13 protein-coding genes are annotated in these 16,754 nt (G+C 73.0%); 7 read left to right on the top strand and 6 right to left on the bottom strand.

Annotated elements, in window-relative coordinates:
• Positions 1-299 precede the first annotated feature (299 nt).
• Positions 300-1,370 (top strand): LAETG motif-containing sortase-dependent surface protein, encoded by a 1,071-nt coding sequence (locus WAB15_RS25200; protein ID WP_407287636.1) that lies wholly within the window; start codon positions 300-302, stop codon positions 1,368-1,370.
• A 72-nt stretch (positions 1,371-1,442) separates the two neighbouring features.
• Here the strand turns inward: WAB15_RS25200 and WAB15_RS25195 are convergent, their stop codons facing one another.
• The 3 genes from WAB15_RS25195 to WAB15_RS25185 form a co-directional block, all read right to left on the bottom strand.
• Positions 1,443-3,269 (bottom strand): GMC oxidoreductase, encoded by a 1,827-nt coding sequence (locus tag WAB15_RS25195; protein ID WP_407287635.1) that lies wholly within the window; start codon positions 3,267-3,269, stop codon positions 1,443-1,445.
• An 87-nt stretch (positions 3,270-3,356) separates the two neighbouring features.
• Positions 3,357-5,018 carry a succinic semialdehyde dehydrogenase gene (locus tag WAB15_RS25190; RefSeq protein WP_407287634.1) on the bottom strand — a complete coding sequence of 554 codons (1,662 nt, stop codon included), beginning with the start codon at positions 5,016-5,018 and terminating at the stop codon, positions 3,357-3,359.
• Between the two features lie 166 nt (positions 5,019-5,184).
• Positions 5,185-7,035: a serine/threonine-protein kinase gene (locus WAB15_RS25185; RefSeq protein WP_407287633.1), complete on the bottom strand. Its 1,851-nt coding sequence runs from the start codon at positions 7,033-7,035 to the stop codon at positions 5,185-5,187.
• Positions 7,036-7,314: 279 nt separating this feature from the next.
• On the opposite strand from WAB15_RS25185, the gene WAB15_RS25180 reads away from it, so the two are divergent.
• The 3 genes from WAB15_RS25180 to WAB15_RS25170 all read left to right on the top strand — a co-directional run bounded on the left by WAB15_RS25180 (position 7,315) and on the right by WAB15_RS25170 (position 10,645).
• Complete coding sequence (locus tag WAB15_RS25180) at positions 7,315-8,334, top strand: hypothetical protein (RefSeq protein WP_399148205.1); 1,020 nt, start codon at positions 7,315-7,317, stop codon at positions 8,332-8,334.
• Positions 8,335-8,714: 380 nt separating this feature from the next.
• On the top strand, positions 8,715-9,377 hold the full coding sequence (locus WAB15_RS25175; protein ID WP_399148204.1) for a response regulator: 663 nt from the start codon (positions 8,715-8,717) through the stop codon (positions 9,375-9,377).
• Entirely contained in the window at positions 9,371-10,645 is a 1,275-nt protein-coding gene (locus tag WAB15_RS25170; RefSeq protein WP_407287632.1) for a sensor histidine kinase, read from the top strand. The genes WAB15_RS25175 and WAB15_RS25170 overlap by 7 nt, the downstream gene beginning before the upstream one ends.
• A gap of 79 nt (positions 10,646-10,724) precedes the next feature.
• Here the strand turns inward: WAB15_RS25170 and WAB15_RS25165 are convergent, their stop codons facing one another.
• A complete protein-coding gene (locus tag WAB15_RS25165; protein WP_384425161.1) occupies positions 10,725-11,099 on the bottom strand; it encodes an STAS domain-containing protein in 375 nt (124 codons plus the stop codon).
• Between the two features lie 520 nt (positions 11,100-11,619).
• Between WAB15_RS25165 and WAB15_RS25160 the strand changes: the two genes are divergently transcribed.
• Positions 11,620-12,315 (top strand): sigma-70 family RNA polymerase sigma factor, encoded by a 696-nt coding sequence (locus tag WAB15_RS25160; RefSeq protein WP_407287631.1) that lies wholly within the window; start codon positions 11,620-11,622, stop codon positions 12,313-12,315.
• Complete coding sequence (locus WAB15_RS25155) at positions 12,312-13,694, top strand: zf-HC2 domain-containing protein (RefSeq protein ID WP_407287630.1); 1,383 nt, start codon at positions 12,312-12,314, stop codon at positions 13,692-13,694. The genes WAB15_RS25160 and WAB15_RS25155 overlap by 4 nt, the downstream gene beginning before the upstream one ends.
• Before the next feature lie 136 nt (positions 13,695-13,830).
• Here the strand turns inward: WAB15_RS25155 and purU are convergent, their stop codons facing one another.
• Positions 13,831-14,721, bottom strand: coding sequence for a formyltetrahydrofolate deformylase (gene purU / locus WAB15_RS25150; RefSeq protein ID WP_399148200.1), 891 nt, complete (start codon positions 14,719-14,721; stop codon positions 13,831-13,833).
• 32 nt (positions 14,722-14,753) lie between these two features.
• A complete protein-coding gene (locus WAB15_RS25145; RefSeq protein ID WP_399148199.1) occupies positions 14,754-15,212 on the bottom strand; it encodes an SCO4402 family protein in 459 nt (152 codons plus the stop codon).
• A 171-nt stretch (positions 15,213-15,383) separates the two neighbouring features.
• On the opposite strand from WAB15_RS25145, the gene WAB15_RS25140 reads away from it, so the two are divergent.
• Positions 15,384-16,733, top strand: coding sequence for an ABC transporter substrate-binding protein (locus tag WAB15_RS25140; protein ID WP_399148198.1), 1,350 nt, complete (start codon positions 15,384-15,386; stop codon positions 16,731-16,733).
• Positions 16,734-16,754: the final 21 nt, after the last annotated feature.

Raw genomic sequence — 16,754 nt, 5'->3', positions numbered from 1 at the left:
GTCCGCACCCCCCTCGCGGACGGTATCCGGGGCCCTTCGCTATGCGGGCGCAGGCAGGGGCGCAGCCAGGGCGCGCGAGCGTCGCCGGGTCGGCCTGTGCGGCGGCTGTGCGTTTCCTGTGAGGCGGCTGTGAGACATGTGATCGGCGTCACGGCGAAAATCTCGTTCAAGCGAACAACCTTTTTTGGCCATGGCCGGTCATGTACGTGCAATCGCACGGCCATCCCGCGCCCCACCGCGACGGCCCGCTACCAACTTGTGCCCATCGAGGGCACTTTGGACCCCGAGAGGTCTTCTCGATGAAGCTTCGCCGTGCCCTGACGGCCGCCGCCGCGACGGCCGTCATAGCCCCCGCCGCCCTGATGGCGGCCCCCGCCGCGTTCGCGACCGGTGCCGACACCGAGACCAGCGTGAGCGCCGAGCCGACTCCGGGCACGCCCGGCTCGGACCAGCCCGACGCCTCCACCACGCAGCCGGAGACCCCGGCCGCCGGCGAGGAGACCCCGCCGAGCGAGGACAGCACGACCGGCGACGGCACCGAGTCCGGTACCGAGACCGGCACCGGCGACGAGGTCGAGCCGACCGCCCCGGCCACCCCGAGCGGCGACACCAAGCCCACCGGCTCCCCCGAGCCGTCCACCTCGGCCAAGCCCACCGCCAAGCCGACCGAGGACCCCGACGAGGACCCGACCTGCGCCACGCAGTCGGAGGAGACCGCGATCAGCACCGAGCTGCGCGGCCTGCCCAGCAAGGTCGTGGCCGGCTCCGGCTGGAAGAACTTCACCTTCCGCGCCACCAACACCTCCGACAAGGCGATGAAGTCGGTCGACGCGTATGTCGCACTGGGCGCCATCAGCACCGACACCATCGACGACGTCTCCAAGCTGCTGACCGTGCAGTGGTACGACGAGGACTCGCGCACCTGGGAGTCCATCACCGACGAGGACGGCTACTTCGCCTCCGTCGAGGGCCTCAAGCCCGGTGAGTACGCCGACGCCAAGCTGCGGCTGAAGGTCGACGCCAAGACCCCGGGCAGCTACGGCTTCGCGTTCACCATCGGCGCGTACCACAACGAGGACGACGTCTGCGGCTTCTCGGACGTCTCGCAGTACGACTTCGACGTGCTGGTCGCGGGCAGCAAGCCGGGCAGCGTGCCGCCGGCCAAGAGCAAGCCGGGCAAGCACAAGGGCAACAAGCCCGCCCCGCAGGGCGACCTGAAGGACCTCCCGGTCACCGGCAAGCTCGCCGAGACCGGCTCCTCCTCCGCCCTGCCGACCATCGCCCTGGTGGGCGGGGTCGCCATGGCCATCGGCGCGGGCGCGGTCTTCACCGTCCGCCGTCGCAAGACCTCCGGCGCCGCGGCCGCGTAAGCAGCGGCGGTAGCGGAAGCGAGGGGCCGCACCCGGCGATCGGGTGCGGCCCCTCGTCGTCGGCGGCGGCGCTTACGTCGGGGACTTCTTCGGCGGCACCGCGGGCACGGCCAGGAACGGCAGGTTCAGCGCGCCGAAGGCCCCGGCGGGGACGGCGGGGCGGACCGGCTCGACGGGGGCCAGCCGCTGGTAGGCCCGGCCCGGCGCGGGGCGCGGGTCCGCCTCGCCCTTGTTGGGCCACAGCGACATCGCGCGTTCGGCCTGCGCGGTGATGGTCAGGGAGGGATTGACGCCGAGGTTGGCGGAGACCGCGGCGCCGTCGACGACGGATATGCCCGGGTGGCCGTAGAGGCGGTGGTAGGGGTCGATGACGCCGGAGTCCGCCGAGTCGCCGATCGGGCAGCCGCCGAGGAAGTGCGCGGTGAGGGGGGTGCCCATCAGCTCTCCGACGTTGGAGCCCGCGAAGCCGTTGATCTCCTCGGCCAGCAGCGTCGCGGCCCGGGTGGCCTCGGGTATCTGGTTCGGGTTCGGGGCGCCGTGCCCCTGACGTGCGGTGAGCAGTCCCTTGCCCGGGCCCTTCGGCTTCCGGTACGTCGTCAGGGAGTTGTCCAGGGACTGCATCACCAGGCCGATGATGGTCCGCTCCGACCAGCGGCGGTTGGACAGCGAGCGCAGCGCGAGCAGGGGGTGGCGGGCCACGTTGCCCAGCCAGCCCGCGACCCGCCCGGTGGGACGGTAGGGCACCTGGAGGACCGTCAGTCCGCCCATCGCGTTGGAGCCCTTGCCGTAGCGGACCGGCTCGATGTGGGTGTTCTCGTCGGGGTGGATCGACGAGGTGATCGCCACGCCCTTGGTGAAGTCCGCCTTCGCCGCGCCGTGCCGCCGCCGGTAGCGGCGGTCGTCGGTCTGCGCGCCCACCAGGGCCTCGGAGTTGGTGCGGGTGAGCGCGCCGAGCCGACCGGAGAGGTACGGGAGCAGCCCGCTGTCCTTCATGCGGTGCAGCAGGGTCTGGGTGCCGTAGGTGCCGGCGGCGAGGACGACCCGGCGGGCCGTGAGCGTCTTCGCCGTGCCCTTCCTCTTGTTGTCCGTCGGCAGCGTCTTGACGGCGAAGCCGCCGCGGGAGTCCTCGGTGACGGCGACGACCGAGGTCATCGGGTGGATGACGGCCCCGGCCCGCTCGGCGAGGTAGAGGTAGTTCTCGTTGAGGGTGTTCTTCGCGCCGTGGCGGCAGCCCGTCATGCACTCGCCGCACTCGGTGCACGCCCTGCGGGAGGGGCCGGCGCCGCCGAAGTAGGGGTCGGCGACCTCCGCGCCGGGCTCGGCCGTCGCCTCCCCCGTCGCGTCCCGGCCGTCGCCGAAGAACACCCCGACCGGCGCCATGTGGAAGGAGTCGCCGACGCCCATCGCCTGCGCGGTGGCCTTCAGGTGGACGTCGGACGGCGTCATCGTCGGGTTGAGCCGCACGCCGAGCATCCGCCGGGCCTGGTCGTAGTACGGCTTCAGCTCCGCCTGCCAGTCGGTGATGCCCTGCCACTGGGGGTCGTCGAAGAACGCCTTCGGCGGGACGTAGAGGGTGTTGGCGTAGTTGAGCGAACCGCCGCCGACCCCGGCGCCCGCCAGGACCATCACCTTGCCCAGGAGGTGGATGCGCTGGATGCCGTACAGGCCGAGCGCCGGGGCCCACAGGTACTTCTTCAGGTCCCAGGAGTTCTTCGGGAGCGTCTCGCGGGTGAAGCGGCGGCCGGCCTCCAGGACGCCGACGCGGTAGCCCTTCTCGGTCAGCCGCAGGGCCGAGACCGAACCGCCGAAGCCGGAGCCGACGACGAGCACGTCGTAGTCGTAGCCGTCGGACGCCTCGGACGCCTTGCTCTCGTTCCGGGCAGAGTTCTCCTGGGGCACTGGCTCTCCCTGCTGGTCGATCGGGGGTACCTCCCGCTCGACCAGGAGCCGAGAGCGGGGGAGGGTGGCTGGGCTACCGCGGGCCGTTCACCTCAGGCGCAGCGCCTTCATCGCGCGCAGGCTGCGGGTCATGAACCGGGCGTACTTCTCGTCGGTCATCCCGAAGGACGGCGCCAGCGGCATCAGCCTCTGGTGGGCGACGGTCTGGGCCTCGGTGTACTTGAGGATGCCCTCGGACCCGTGGCGCCGGCCCAGGCCGGAGTCGCCCATGCCGCCCATCGGGGACTGGACGCTGCCGTAGCCGGCGGCGTAGGACTCGTTGACGTTGACCGTGCCGGTGCGCAGCCGGGCGGCGACCGCGCGACCGCGCCGGCCGTCCTTGGACCAGACGCTGGAGTTGAGGCCGTACGGCGTGGCGTTGGCGAGCGCCACCGCCTCGTCCTCGTCGCTGAAGCGGTAGACCGAGACGACCGGGCCGAAGGTCTCCTCTTCGCAGATGGCCATCGGGGCCTGGACGCCGTCGAGGATGGTCGGCTCGTAGAAGAGCGGGCCGATGTCGGGGCGGGGGCGGCCGCCGGCGACCAGCTTCGCGCCCTTGGCGACGGCCTCCTCGACATGGCGGGTGACGGTCTCCAGCTGGCGCTCGCCGACCAGCGAGCCCATGTCGGCGCCGTAGGCGAGGGAGTTGCCCAGCCGCATCGCCTTGGTGCGGGCGGCGAAGCGCTCCAGGAAGTCGTCGGCGAGGGACTCGTGGACGTACAAACGCTCGATGGAGATGCACAGTTGGCCGGCGGAGGAGAAGCAGCCGCGGACGGCGCCGGCGGCGGCCTTGTCCACATCGGCGTCCTTCAGCACCAGCATGGCGTTCTTGCCGCCGAGTTCGAGGGAGACGCCGACCAGGCGGGCGGCGGCGCCCTGGGCGACCTCGCGGCCGGTCCGGGTCGAGCCGGTGAACGAGACGTAGTCGGCGTGCTCGACGACGGCGGGGCCGACCACCGGGCCCTCGCCGATCACGACCTGCCAGACGTCCTCCGGCAGCCCGGCCTCGATGAGCTGCTCACGGGCCCACAGCGCGGTCAACGCGGTCTCCGTGTCGGGCTTCATCACCACGGCGTTGCCCGCGACGAAGGCCGGCAGGGCGTCGCCGACGGAGAGTTCGAAGGGGTAGTTCCAGGGGGCGATCTGCCCGACGACACCCCGCGGCTGGCGGAGTTCGGTGACCTTGGTGAGGGTCGGTACGACGCCGGTGTGGCCCTTGGGCCGCAGGTAGGCGGGGCCCTTGCGGCCGTAGTGGCGGGCGGCGACGGCGACCGCCTGCACCTCCTCGTGGGCGTGCAGCCGCGCCTTGCCGGTCTCCAGCTGGATCAGGTCGAGCACCTCGGCCTGACGGCGCAGCACCAGGTCGTGGAAGCGCAGCAGGACCGCGGCGCGCTGCCTGACCGGGACCTTGGCCCAGCGCTCCTGGGCGGCGCGGGCGCGCGCGAAGGCGGTGGCGACGTCCTCGGGGGTGGACTCCGGCAGGTCGGCCAGCTTCTCCCCGGTGAAGGGGGTGTGGTTGGCCGTACTACCGCTGCCGACCACCGCGCGGGTGAGCCGGGCGGCGACCTCGGGGGTGACCACGTCCGCGGCGGTGCGGACGCCGGCCGGGGCCGGCGCGACCGGGTTGCCTCCCCCGCTGGCGGTGGGAGCTTCGGCGGGGGCTGCGTCGGCGGCGGAGACTGCTGTTCCGGTGTCCTGCGAGTCCGTCATGCGGGCGAGCGTATTCCTCCCCGGACACTTTGTGTACCCGGCGGTAATAGGTTTTCACGCGGTACCCACAATCGCGCCAGTGTTTGCTGGCCACAAGGGCTCTGGTCTGGGACGACCGGGAGGCCCCGGCGCCGCTTCCGCCGCCCGCGAGCCGTTTTGCCCGCGGTTACGCCCCGGTCAGGTGGAACGCGTCGATCGCGGTGTCGAAGTGGCGTTTGGCCTCCGTGCGCGAGGCGACCGGCGAGGAGATCCAGACGTCGATCATCTTCCCGCCCTCGTCCCAGCTGAGGTCGTAGGTGTAGCGCGAGCCGCCGTCCGCCGCGCTGCCGTCCCAGACGAACTCCCACAGCCCGGCCTGGAGGCCGTTGTGGGTGGTCTCGGTGACCTGGCCCCCGCGGTAGCCGCGGTAGTCGGCGGGGCCCCGCGCGTCCGCGGTGCGCATCGCGCCGATCGGCCCCTGCGGCACCCGCTTCTGGAGCTGGACGCCGATCCGGAACCGCTTGCCCTGGGAGTAGTAGTAGACCCGGTCGTTCTCGTAACTGCGGGTGAAGCCGTCCGGGACGGCGAGCGCGAAGCCGACCGGGTCGCTGACCAGGCTGTATCCGGCGGGGATCTGCTCGGTGGCGCCCGGCGAGGGCGCGGCGGTGACCGGGACGCTGGGCGTCGGGGTGCCGGGCTTCTTCGTGGGCTTGTCGTGCGAGGCCTGCTGGGAGTGGCCGGGGCGGCCGGCCCGGGCGCCGTCGTCGCCGTCGCCGGTCTGGTTCATCAGCAGGGCCGTGATGCCCGCGCCGGCCCCGCCGATCACCACCACCGCGAGCGCGAGGAGCAGCGCGGTGCGGGTGCGTCCGGTGTGCGGGCGGGCCGCGGCGGCCAGCGCCCGCTCGTCGAGCGCGTCGCGGATCGGCATGCCCGGGGTGCGGCCGCCCGTACGGCCGGCGGTCGGTCCGGCACCGGCGGGCGTACGGGCGGGGCCGACACCGGGCGAGGTGCGGGGCGGTGTGCCGAGGCCGAGGGGGTCCTCGCTGGGCGGGTGCTGGCCGGCGAGGCCGCTGTCGGGGCCGTCGTAGGAGGGGGTGTGCGCGCCCGGTCCGGGCGGCGGGGCCGCGACCGGGCCGGGGGCCATGGCGCCGGGGCCGCGACCGGGCACGAAGCCCCCGTGCCCGCCCGCTCCCCGTCCGGGGACACGACCCGACTGCAGATAGCCGCGCAGCAGCTGCTCGGTCTCGGACACGCCCAGCCGGCGCTCCGGATCGCGCTCCAGCAGGCCGCCGACGACGGTCTGCAACGAGCGGGCGGACTCCGGGAGTTCGATCTCGTCGTACACGACGGCGTGCAGCACCCCGCCCAGCGAGTCGCGCTGGAAGGGCGACTGACCGCTGAGGGCGGCGCACAGCAGCACCCCGAGCGACCACAGGTCGGCCTCGGGGCCGGCGCCGCGCCCGGCCATCCGCTCCGGCGCGGTGTACTCGGGCGAGCCGACGAAGCCACCCGCGTCGGTCAGGGTGGTGACGCCGGGGACCTGGGCGATGCCGAAGTCGGTGAGCACGACCCGGCCGGTGCCCGACTCCATCAGGACGTTGGCGGGCTTGATGTCGCGGTGCAGCACCCCGCGGGTGTGCGCGGCGCGCAGCGCACCCAGCAGCGCCACCGCGATCCGGGCCGCCTCACGCGGGGCGACCGGCCCGCCGCTGTGCAGCCGGTCGGCCAGCGACGCGCCCTCCACCAGCTCCATCACGATCCACGGCCGGCCGTCCTGCTCGACGACGTCATGGACGACGATCACGTTGGGGTGCTTGATCTGGGCGACGGTCCGGGCCTCGCGCATCGCCCGCTCGCGCTGCACCCGCGCCTCGGGCCCGTCCGTCTCCTCGTCCAAGTGCAGCTCTTTGACCGCGACTTGACGTCCGAGCAATTCGTCGGCGGCCCGCCAGACCGTACCCATGCCGCCGCGGCCCAGCCGTATACCCAGGCGGTACCGGCCACCGATCAGTCGGCCCTCGCCCCCGAAGATCCCCATGGCTCCATCTTGCCGCACCGCCGCCCGCCCGAGGGGGGCGGCACCCCACGCAGGCGGCCTTGCGGGCCGGTCCCTGCCGCTGACCTGGAGCGCTGTGATGCACTGCTCGTACGGAGGCAGTTGTCGCAACGGCGCACCAGCTGCGCCGAACACACGAATCTCCCCGCCCGACACACGGAGTGGAACCTCCACCGGCTCCGTCACCGTCCTTGACACAGTGAGGCATCCGTACGGGACGGGCCGGTGCGGCGGCTGCGAGAGGCGGAGCGGGGGTCGGCCATGAAAATGCAGGACGGCGGAACGGTGGACGTCCGACCGGGCACCGACCCCGGCCGGGCCGCCCCCGAGCACCGCGGCGCCTACCTCGCGACCGGACTGTGCCTGGCGCTCTACGCCGGCACGCTGCTCGCCTGGATCGCCTACGGCATCGCCCAGGGGGACGGCACCGTCTTCGACTTCCTGGAGGGGCTGTTCAACCCGGGCGCCTCGCCCATGTCCCAGGTGCTCGGGCCGTACGAGTGGTCGTTCACGGTCGTGTTCGCGGTGACCGCGGCGCTGGCGCTGGCGCAGCGGCGGGTGGCGCGCTCCGCCGCGCTGCTGTCCGGGACGCTGCTGCTCGCCGTCTCCCTGCGGGAGGCCGTGGGCCTGTTCGACGCCGGCTACCGCGCCCAGTACGCCCACGACGAGCTGGGCGGCTGGGCGCTGGCCACCCGCGGTCTGGGGCTGGTGGTGGCGCTGGTCGTGCTGGCGGTGCTGCTCCCCGCCGTCGAGGGGCGGCCCACCGACCTCGGGGCGTCCTGGCGGCGCTCCTCGCGCATCTGCGGCGTCCTGCTGCTGCTCATGGGCCTGGCCCGGCTCGGCTGGACCGTGCGAGCCCTGACGAGCAGCGGAACGGACGTGGTGCACTATCTGCGCGGCGCGGTCGACGGCTCCGTCCTGGGCACGCTGGACCTGGCGGCGTCCACGGAGTTCACCACCATCGCCTCGGTGATCACGCTGCTGGTCCTCGGCGTGCTGGCCCTGCGGGGGCGGCACGATGTGCGCGGTGCGCTGCTGCTGTTCGCGGCGGTCGAGCTGTATCTGACGGTACGGACGGTGGTCTGGCTGACCGTGACCGACTTCTTCAACCGGTCCTTCGAGACCACCGAGGGGGCGCTGTCCATGGCGACCACGGCCTACGGACTGGCGGCGATGACGTCGGTGGTGGTGCTGGCCACCGGCCGCGGCTTCGGGCCGTACGGCGGGGTGCTCGCGGAGGGCTTACGCACGGCGCGGACGGGGCGTTTCCAGGGCCCGTAGGGGACGAGGGGCCGGCGGGGCACGAGAGGGCCGTACGCCGGCCCTGGGCGGGCTTTCGGCGGTGCGGGGGAGATCCCCCTCCGAACCGCCCCCGCACGCCAAAGACGGCCGCCGCGTGTGGGGGTCGCGGCGGCCGCCGATGTGAACTGCAACGCGTCCTGGGCTTGTGGCCTCTTCAGTGGTGCAGCATGTGGACCACTCTGCCTGTGGGGGGCTCCCCATGACATCCTCCCGAGGTCGCGGGCTCACCCCCGCCGCTCGGCGGGGGTGGGGGTCCGTCGGAGGGCGGGCCCGGGCGAGTGGGGTACGGAGTCGCGCAGCGCCGGGCGGTTCCGTGGGCTCGGACGGGTGTGAACCAGCAGGACAGAAAGGGGCGGCCGGTGATCCGTGTCGCTGTGGTGGACGACGAGCGGCTGGTCAGATCCGGACTGCGGATGATCCTGGGCACCGCCCCGGACATCGAGATGGTCGCGGACTGCGGCGGCGCCGAAGCCGTGGAGACCGTGCTGCGCTGCGCGGCCGAGGTCGTACTGCTCGACATCCGGATGCCGGACGTCGACGGGCTGACCGTGCTGCGCCGGCTGCGCGCCGCCCCGAACCCGCCGGCCGTGGCGATGCTGACCACCTTCGACGCCCAGGAGTACCTGACCGCGGCGCTGCGCGAGGGCGCGGCCGGCTTCCTGCTCAAGGACTCCGACCCGGAGCAACTGGTGCGGGCCGTACGCACCCTGGCGGCGGGTGGCAGCGTGCTGGACCCGGGGGTGACGCGGGCGGTGATCGGCGGCTATCTGACGGCCGAGGACCAGGCCGCCGCGGCACGGGCGGTCAGCGGGCTGACGCCGCGGGAGTCGCAGGTGCTCGCCCTGCTCGGCGAGGGGCTGGGCAACGCCCAGATAGCCGACCGGATGGGACTGGCCTCCAGTACGGTCAAGGACCATGTACGGGCCCTGCTGGGCAAATTGGGCGGGATCAACCGCATCCAGGCGGCGATCGTCGCCGACCGCGCGGGCCTGGTGAGCGGCGCTCCCCGGGGGGCGTGGTGAAGGGGGCGGGCGGCGGGCGGCTGCTCGCCCGGGGGACCGCGGCCTGGCGGGCGCTGTCACGGGGGACGTGGGGGCGACGGGCGCGCCCGATCGCCCTGGTGGTGGTGCCGGTCCTGCTGGCGATCGCCGACGCGGTGCTGGTCAACGGCTTGGAACTGGCCCTGGAGCTTGGCGTTTCGGTGGTGGCCGCGGCGGCCCTGCTGCTGCGCCACCGCTTCCCGCTGCCGGTCTTCCTGGTCACCCTCCCCGGCCTGTACATCGGCTACATCTGGTTCGCGCCGATGATCGCGCTCTACACGCTGTCCGCCCGGCGGCCCGGCCGGGCCCGGCTCGGGATCTGCGCGGTGCTGCTGATCGCCGCGCACTTCTTCCCGTATCCGATCTCCGACTTCGAGCTCACCGAGTACCGCGAGAACACCCTGGTGCTGATCGACGCCTGCGTCACCTCGGCCACACCGATCGCCCTGGGCCTGCTGGTGCGCACCCGCCGGGAACTCGCCTCCCGCGTCGAGGACCTGACCCGCAGCCTGCGGCGCGAGGACCGGCTGCTGGCGGACCGGGTCAAGACCACCGAACGGGCCCGGCTCGCCCGGGAGATGCACGATGTGGTGGCCCACCAGGTCAGCCTGATCAGCCTCCAGGCGGGGGCGGTGCAGGTCAGCACGGAGGACGAGGCGGCGCGCACGGGGGCCCGGACGATCCGGGAGCTGTCCGTGCGGACGCTGGAGGAGCTGCGGCACATGGTCGGCGTGCTGCGCGCGGACGGCGGTGACGCGGCGGCGGACGGTCTGGCGCCGCAGCCCGACCTGGAGGAGCTGCCCCGGCTGATCGAGATGAGCGCGCTGGATGTGACGTACGAGGGCGGTGTGGTGGCCGGGGCGAGCGGCGCGAAGACCGTGGAGCGGGCCGCCTTCCGTACGGTCCAGGAGGCGCTGACCAACGTGCGCAAGCACGCGCCGGGGGCGCGGGTGCGGGTCCGGGTCGATCCCGTGGAGGCCGTCGACGGGGCGCGTGGCGCCTTGCGCGAGGCCGACGAGGCCGACGAGGCCGCCGGGGCGGACGACGGCCGTACGGCGCCGGGGCTGCGGGTGGAGATCCGCAACGGGCCGCCGGACGCGACGGCGACGGTCCCCGCGCTTCCCGGGGGCGGCCACGGCCTGGTGGGGCTGCGCGAACGGGCGCAGAGCCTGGGCGGGACGCTGGAGGCGCGCCACACCTCGGACGGCGGCTTCGTCGTACGGGCGGAGTTCCCCTACGCGGCGGGGTGAACCGGGCGGGGACGAGCGCGGTGCACGGGGCGGTGAGCGCGGTGCACGGGGCTGGACGGGGCCGGGTGGACCGGGCGCGTCAGGCCGAGAGCGGTGCGGCGGCCTCGTCGACGGCGGTGTGCAGGTCCGGGTAGACCTCGAAGAGCCGTCGGACGCCGAGCGCGGCGAGCACCCGGTTGACGTGCGAGCCGTCGACGGCGCCCTGCGCGGGCAGGATCAGCCGCAGCCGCCCCTGACAGGAGCGCATGAGCCGGCGGGCGGCGATCAGCACGCCGACGCCGCTGGAATCGCAGAACCGGACCTCGGAGAGATCGAGTACGAGCGATCTCCGGCCCTCCGCCACCGCATCGTGCACATGCTGGCGCACCGCAGGCGACGTGACCAGGTCCATCTCACCGGAGACCTGGAGTACGGCCCAGGGGCCCTGTGCGTCCTCTGCCACCTTCAACGACACGCGCTCGAAGCCTTTCGCTCGCTTTCGGACTGGATGTGTCCGGTTGCGTCCGAAACTCATCCTTCCCCGGCTCGACTGCCCGGCCTCGATGCCCTGAAACACTGACGAATCCTTGGCGGCGTCCGCGGTGCAACAAGCCGTTGCCACCCAAGGCTATGCCCAGGAGGCGGGGGTAATTCGCCGACAACTGATCACACCCGGATAACAGATCACCTCATACGAGCCTGAACGCTCCACGATCGAGCGGGTTCCCGCGCCTACGATCAGCATCGCGTCGTGCCGCGTGACGGCCGCCGGACGCGTCGACCGCCGCCCGGTAAGGGGTTCCGGCCGTCAGCCTTACCACCCGCGTCCCCCTCAGGGCTCGGTTTGCCGCAAAGGAGCGTGCATTGTCCGACCCGCGCATTACATTCGATGTCACGGCGAAATCTGTGACCGTGCACACAGATCTGGGCAAGAGGTGTGCAGGAGTGACGACTGAGGTGTGAGCCCGCAGGCGACGGGCAGGGATGGGGGTCCGATGGGACACGACGCGCCACCGCGGTGGGACAGGCGGATGCAGCAGCGGCTCGCCCGCGGCGAGGCGGCCGCGCTCGGTGAGCTCTACGACCGCTTCGCCTCGCTGGTGCACAGCCTCGCCTACCGCGTCCTGGACGACGAGACCGCCGCCGACCGCATCACCCGCGAAGTCTTCGGCTACATCTGGGAGCACCCGGACACCTACGACCCCAAGCAGGGCCCGCTGCGCTCCTGGATCGCCGGCATCACCCGCCATCAGGCCGTGGCACGGCTGCGCCAGACCGAGGCCGCCTCGGCGCGCGACTGCGGCGAGGACGCCCCCGCGCCCGCCGAGATAGAGCAGAAGATCCGCGAGGCCTCCACGGCGGCCCGCGCCGACTACATCGTCACGTCCATGCCCGCCCCCCTGCGGGCGGCTCTGGAGCTGGCGTACTTCCAGCGCCGCGACTACCGCCAGACCGCCGCCGACCTCGGCGTCACCGAGGACGAGGCGCGCCGCCGGCTGCGCCTGGGCCTGCAGTTGCTGTCCACCGCCCACAACCAGCAGGTCGCGCCGCCCGCCCACCGCACCACCTACGCGTCGAGCAGGATCCGCGCCTCGTCCGCCGCGCCCCGCCTGCCGCAGCCGCCGCACGCCCGGCACGCCGGCCCCGGCTCCACTTCACCGCCCGGCCCGGGCCGCGGACGGACACTGTGAACGGCCCCGGCGAGTGGGACGGCCGCGAACTGCCCGGCGGCCCCGGTGAACGGCCGCGGATACCGGGACCGCGCGCCGCCGCCGAGGACCGCGGCCCACTCCCGGACCCGCCCGCCGCACCCGCCGGCGATCCGGCGGGCGATCCGGGCGCGGGCGCCATCCCCCGCCAAGACTCCCCGCGCGCCGACTCCCCGCGCGAACCGGAAGCCGAGCCCGTGACCGACCCCGCCACCGCGACCGCCCCGCTCCCCACACCCGCCCCTGCGCCCGCCCCGGCGCACCGCGTCCTGAAGTCCCTGCTCGGCGCCTGGGCACTGGCGGCCTGCTCTCCCGAGGAGACGGCCGCCGTGGAGGCGCATCTGACCGACTGCGCCTCCTGCGCGGACGAGGCGCTGCGGCTGCGCGACGCCGTCGGACTGCTGCACCCCGCCGACAGCCTGGACCTGGATCCGCTGCTGCGCTCCCGGGTCCTGGAAGGCTGCCTGGGCCGCCGGCCGGCCCGTATCCCGGTGCCCGAGTGGGCGGTGCCGTATGACGCGGAGACCGCCAAACTGGACGCGCTGCTGCGCGACATGGGCGAGGCGGAGTGGCGCGCCCCGGTGCGGCTGCGCTGGTTCGAGGGCGAGCGCCCCGTCGAGCGGCAGACCACCGTGGCCGGTGTCATGGGGCATCTGATGGCGGTGGACGGCCTGGTCGCGACGGCGCTCGGCCTGCCCGACCCGCTCGGCACCGCCGCCCCGCCGGGCGCCCCGAACCCCCTCATCCGCACGGAGACGTTCTGGCGGGCCGCCGACGCGGCCGCGAGCCCGATGGCCGCGCACGGACCGTGGCGCGACCAGAGCTACTCGCTGATAAGGCAGGTGTCGTTCGCCGGCGGCAAGGTCGCCGAACTCGCCGTGCCCTACGGCGACTTCCAGCTCGCGCTGCGCGACGCGTTCCTGGACCGCGCCTTCGAGTGCTGGGTGCACGCCGGCGACATCGCCGAGGCGGTGGACTATCCGTACGAGCCCCCGGCCGCCGGGCATCTGCACCGCATGGTCGACCTCGCCGCCCGGCTGCTGCCCAGCGCACTGGCCGACCGCCGCCGGGCCGGGCTCGCGGCGCCGCCGCAGCGGCTGGTCGAGGCGGGCGCCCCGGGCCGGACGCTCCATCTGGAGGTCGAGGGCAACGGCGGCGGGCACTGGTACATAGCGCTGGACTCGCCGGCCGCGCTCGGCACCGCGGACCAGACCGTCGCGCATATCGCCCTGGACAGCGACGAGTTCTGCCAGCTGGCCGCCGGCCATATCTCCCCCGAGGAGGCCGCCGCGGGTCAGTACGGCGAACGCGACGCGATCCGCGACGTCCTCTTCGCCACCGCGTCGCTGTCGCGGCTCTAGGGCCGCCGGCGGGCGGCGGCTCGCCGGTGCCGGTGGGGGCGCGCCGCCCGTAGGGGGCGGTCGAACATGTCCCGTAGGGGGTCCGAGCGCCCCCTCGGGGCCACAACGTGAGCGGTGCGGAGGGTATTCCGGCCCGTTACGCGAAGACGACCGTGCGGCTGCCGTTGAGCAGCACCCGGCGCTCGCTGTGCCACTTCACGGCCCGCGCCAGCGCCTGGCACTCCACGTCCCGGCCGATCGCCACGAGCTGGTCCGGCGTGACCTCATGGCCGACGCGCTCGACCTCCTGCTCGATGATCGGGCCCTCGTCGAGGTCCGCGGTGACGTAGTGCGCCGTGGCGCCGATGAGCTTCACCCCACGGGCGTGGGCCTGGTGGTAGGGCTTGGCGCCCTTGAAGCTCGGCAGGAAGGAGTGGTGGATGTTGATGATCCGGCCGGACAGCGCCTTGCACAGATCGTCGGAGAGCACCTGCATATAGCGGGCGAGGACCACCAGCTCGACGTTCTCGGCCTCCACCAGCTCCAGCAGCTGCGCCTCGGCCTGGGCCTTGGTGTCCCGGGTGACCGGAATGTGGTGGAAGGGGATGTCGTACGAGCCGACCAGCTCGGCGAAGTCCGTGTGGTTGGAGACCACGGCCGCGATCTCGACCGGCAGCGCACCGATCCGGGAGCGGAAGAGCAGGTCGTTGAGGCAGTGCCCGAACTTGGACACCATCAGCACGACCCGCATCTTCTCGTCGGCCCGGTGGATCTGCCAGTCCATGCCGAAGGAGTCGCCCACCGCCGCGAAGCTGGCCCGCAGCTTCTCCACGCTCACCGACGCGTCCGCGCTGAAGTGGACCCGCATGAAGAACAGCCCGGTGTTGTGGTCGCCGAACTGCTGGCTGTCCTCGATGTTGCAGCCGGTGATGAAGAGATAGCTGGACACGGCGTGCACGATCCCCTGCTTGTCCGGGCAGGACAGCGTGAGGACGTACTGATCGTTCCGGCCGTGCTGACCGGACTGGGTGGGCTGCGACTCGCTCATGACCTCATAGGGTCGCACACCCGCGGGGCAGGTCAGGCCGGGGCGTCCGCCTGACCGGTCATGATGGCCAGAACCTCCAGCGAGCGGGGCGCCGCGTCGGGGTCCTCGCCGTCCGCCGCCGCCAGCCGCACATGGGCCTCCCGGGCCGCCCGTACGGCCTCCGGCCACCCCTGGTGCGCCATGTACGCGGCCACCGGGGCGTCCGCGCCGACCTGGTGCATGATCCGCAGCACCCGCAGCACGGCGACGTCGACCAGCTGCGCCTCCTGGGCGTCGCGGAAGATCGTGCCGATGTACTTGTCGGCGGACCAGTTGTCCAGCCAGGTGTCCTCGACGAGCCGGTAGACGGCGTCGGTGACATCCCCGTATCCGGGCCGGCCGGCCAGCCAGGTCTCCTGTTGGAACGCGGGGTCGGAGAGCATGTGCAGCGCGGAGCGCACATTGCTGCGCCAGCGCCACCACGGCATGTCGTTGAGTGGCATGCCGCCCATGGTGGTCGAGCGGCGGCCGCGACGGGAAGACTTCTCCGAACCTTGCACAGTATTCGATCGTACGTTCTTCACTGTTGATCTCCCGCGGCCCCCCGGAGTTCACCTCCACGTCACTGCCCGTTGCTCTTTCGTCACTCGGACGTTCCTGCCGGGACGGAAGGCTGCTGTGCCATGACCGGACGGCGACGCTCCTCCTCCCGCCCCCTGCCCCGCGTTCCCGCGGTCGCGATCGCTTCGGTGGTGGCAAGTACGGCGGCCATCGCGTCGTTACTCTCCGGCTGCGGCTCCCTCCCCGGAGCGGGGGGCTCCGGGGAGAAGGAGCCGATCACGGTGATGACCTGGGCACCCCAGGACACCAAGGCGACCAATATGCCGGGAATGCCGGCCATGGCGCAGGCCTATGCCCGCTGGGTCAACTCCCGCGGTGGCATCAGGGGGCACCAACTGCGGGTGCTGACCTGCAACGAGCGCAACGACTCGGTGGCCGCCGCGCAGTGCGCCCAACGGGCGGTGAGCCGGGGCGCGGTCGCCGTCGTCGGTTCCTACAGCCAGTTCGGCCGCCAGATCATGTCGCCGCTGGAGGTCAAGGGGATCCCGTTCATCGGCGGCTACGGCGCCTCCGACGAGGAGTTCGAGAGCCCGCTGTCCTACCCCGTCAACGGCGGCCAGGCCTCCCTGCTCGCCGGCAACGGCCGCCAGCTGGCCGGCGACTGCCGGAACGTGGCGCTGGTCCGCCCCGACACCATCCAGGGCGACCAGATGCCCTCACTGCTCAACTCCGGCCTGCAGAGCGGCAGCCGGAAGCCGGCCAAGGACATCAAGGCCCCCGAGGACGGCACCGACTACTCGGCGGAGGTCACTCGGGCCCTTGAGCAGGCGGGCGCGGATCCGGCCGTCTACGGCAAGGCGAAGGCGGGCGGCAAGGCGCCGGGCGCCTGTGTGGCCGCCGCGCTCGGCGACCACACGGACGCCTTCTTCGACTCGTTCCGCCGCCTCCAGGAGGACAGCCCCAAGGTCCGGGTCGCCTCCGTACTCGGCAGTGTCGGCCAGTCCCTGCTGAACCGTACGGGCGGTATGTCCGGGCCGCTGGAGGGCGCCGACATCACCGGCTGGTACCCGGTCGCCGACGACCCCCGCTGGAATCCGATGCGCAAGGTGATCAACGACTACGCCTTCGAGGACAACCGCGTCGACCCCGCCGACCAGGGCGTCCAGACGACCTGGATCGCCTACACCGTCCTGCGCGCCCTGATCGAGGAACTGGACGACCGGGGCGTCGAGGACATCACCTCGCGCGATCTGCAGACGACGCTGGACCGCGGCGACCGCGCCGTCGACACCGGCGGGCTGACCCCCAAGCTGCGCTGGCGCGAGGACGACATGCTCGCCGTCCAGGACTTCCCCCGCATCGTGAACGCCATGGTGACCTACCAGGTCGTCCGCAACGGCGAACTGGTCGCCCAACGGGGCGGCTTCGTGAACGTCACCAAGACGCTGGAGCGGCGGCAGACGGACGACTGACCGGCCGCCGCGCCGACAGCG

The sequence above is a fragment of the Streptomyces sirii genome (genome assembly GCF_045690365.1).
GTDB lineage: Bacteria > Actinomycetota > Actinomycetes > Streptomycetales > Streptomycetaceae > Streptomyces > Streptomyces sirii.
Note: the sequence above shows the minus strand (reverse complement) of the source record. Positions and strands in the feature narration are given on the sequence as shown.

Excerpts from the sequence above, each read along its gene's own strand:
- WAB15_RS25200 (WP_407287636.1), top strand. The coding sequence starts at position 300 with ATGAAGCTTCGCCGTGCCCTGACGGCCGCCGCCGCGACGGCCGTCATA.
- WAB15_RS25190 (WP_407287634.1), bottom strand. The coding sequence starts at position 5,018 with ATGACGGACTCGCAGGACACCGGAACAGCAGTCTCCGCCGCCGACGCA.
- WAB15_RS25185 (WP_407287633.1), bottom strand. The coding sequence starts at position 7,035 with ATGGGGATCTTCGGGGGCGAGGGCCGACTGATCGGTGGCCGGTACCGC.
- WAB15_RS25180 (WP_399148205.1), top strand. The coding sequence starts at position 7,315 with ATGAAAATGCAGGACGGCGGAACGGTGGACGTCCGACCGGGCACCGAC.
- WAB15_RS25160 (WP_407287631.1), top strand. The coding sequence starts at position 11,620 with ATGGGACACGACGCGCCACCGCGGTGGGACAGGCGGATGCAGCAGCGG.
- purU (WP_399148200.1), bottom strand. The coding sequence starts at position 14,721 with ATGAGCGAGTCGCAGCCCACCCAGTCCGGTCAGCACGGCCGGAACGAT.
- WAB15_RS25145 (WP_399148199.1), bottom strand. The coding sequence starts at position 15,212 with ATGGGCGGCATGCCACTCAACGACATGCCGTGGTGGCGCTGGCGCAGC.
- WAB15_RS25140 (WP_399148198.1), top strand. The coding sequence starts at position 15,384 with ATGACCGGACGGCGACGCTCCTCCTCCCGCCCCCTGCCCCGCGTTCCC.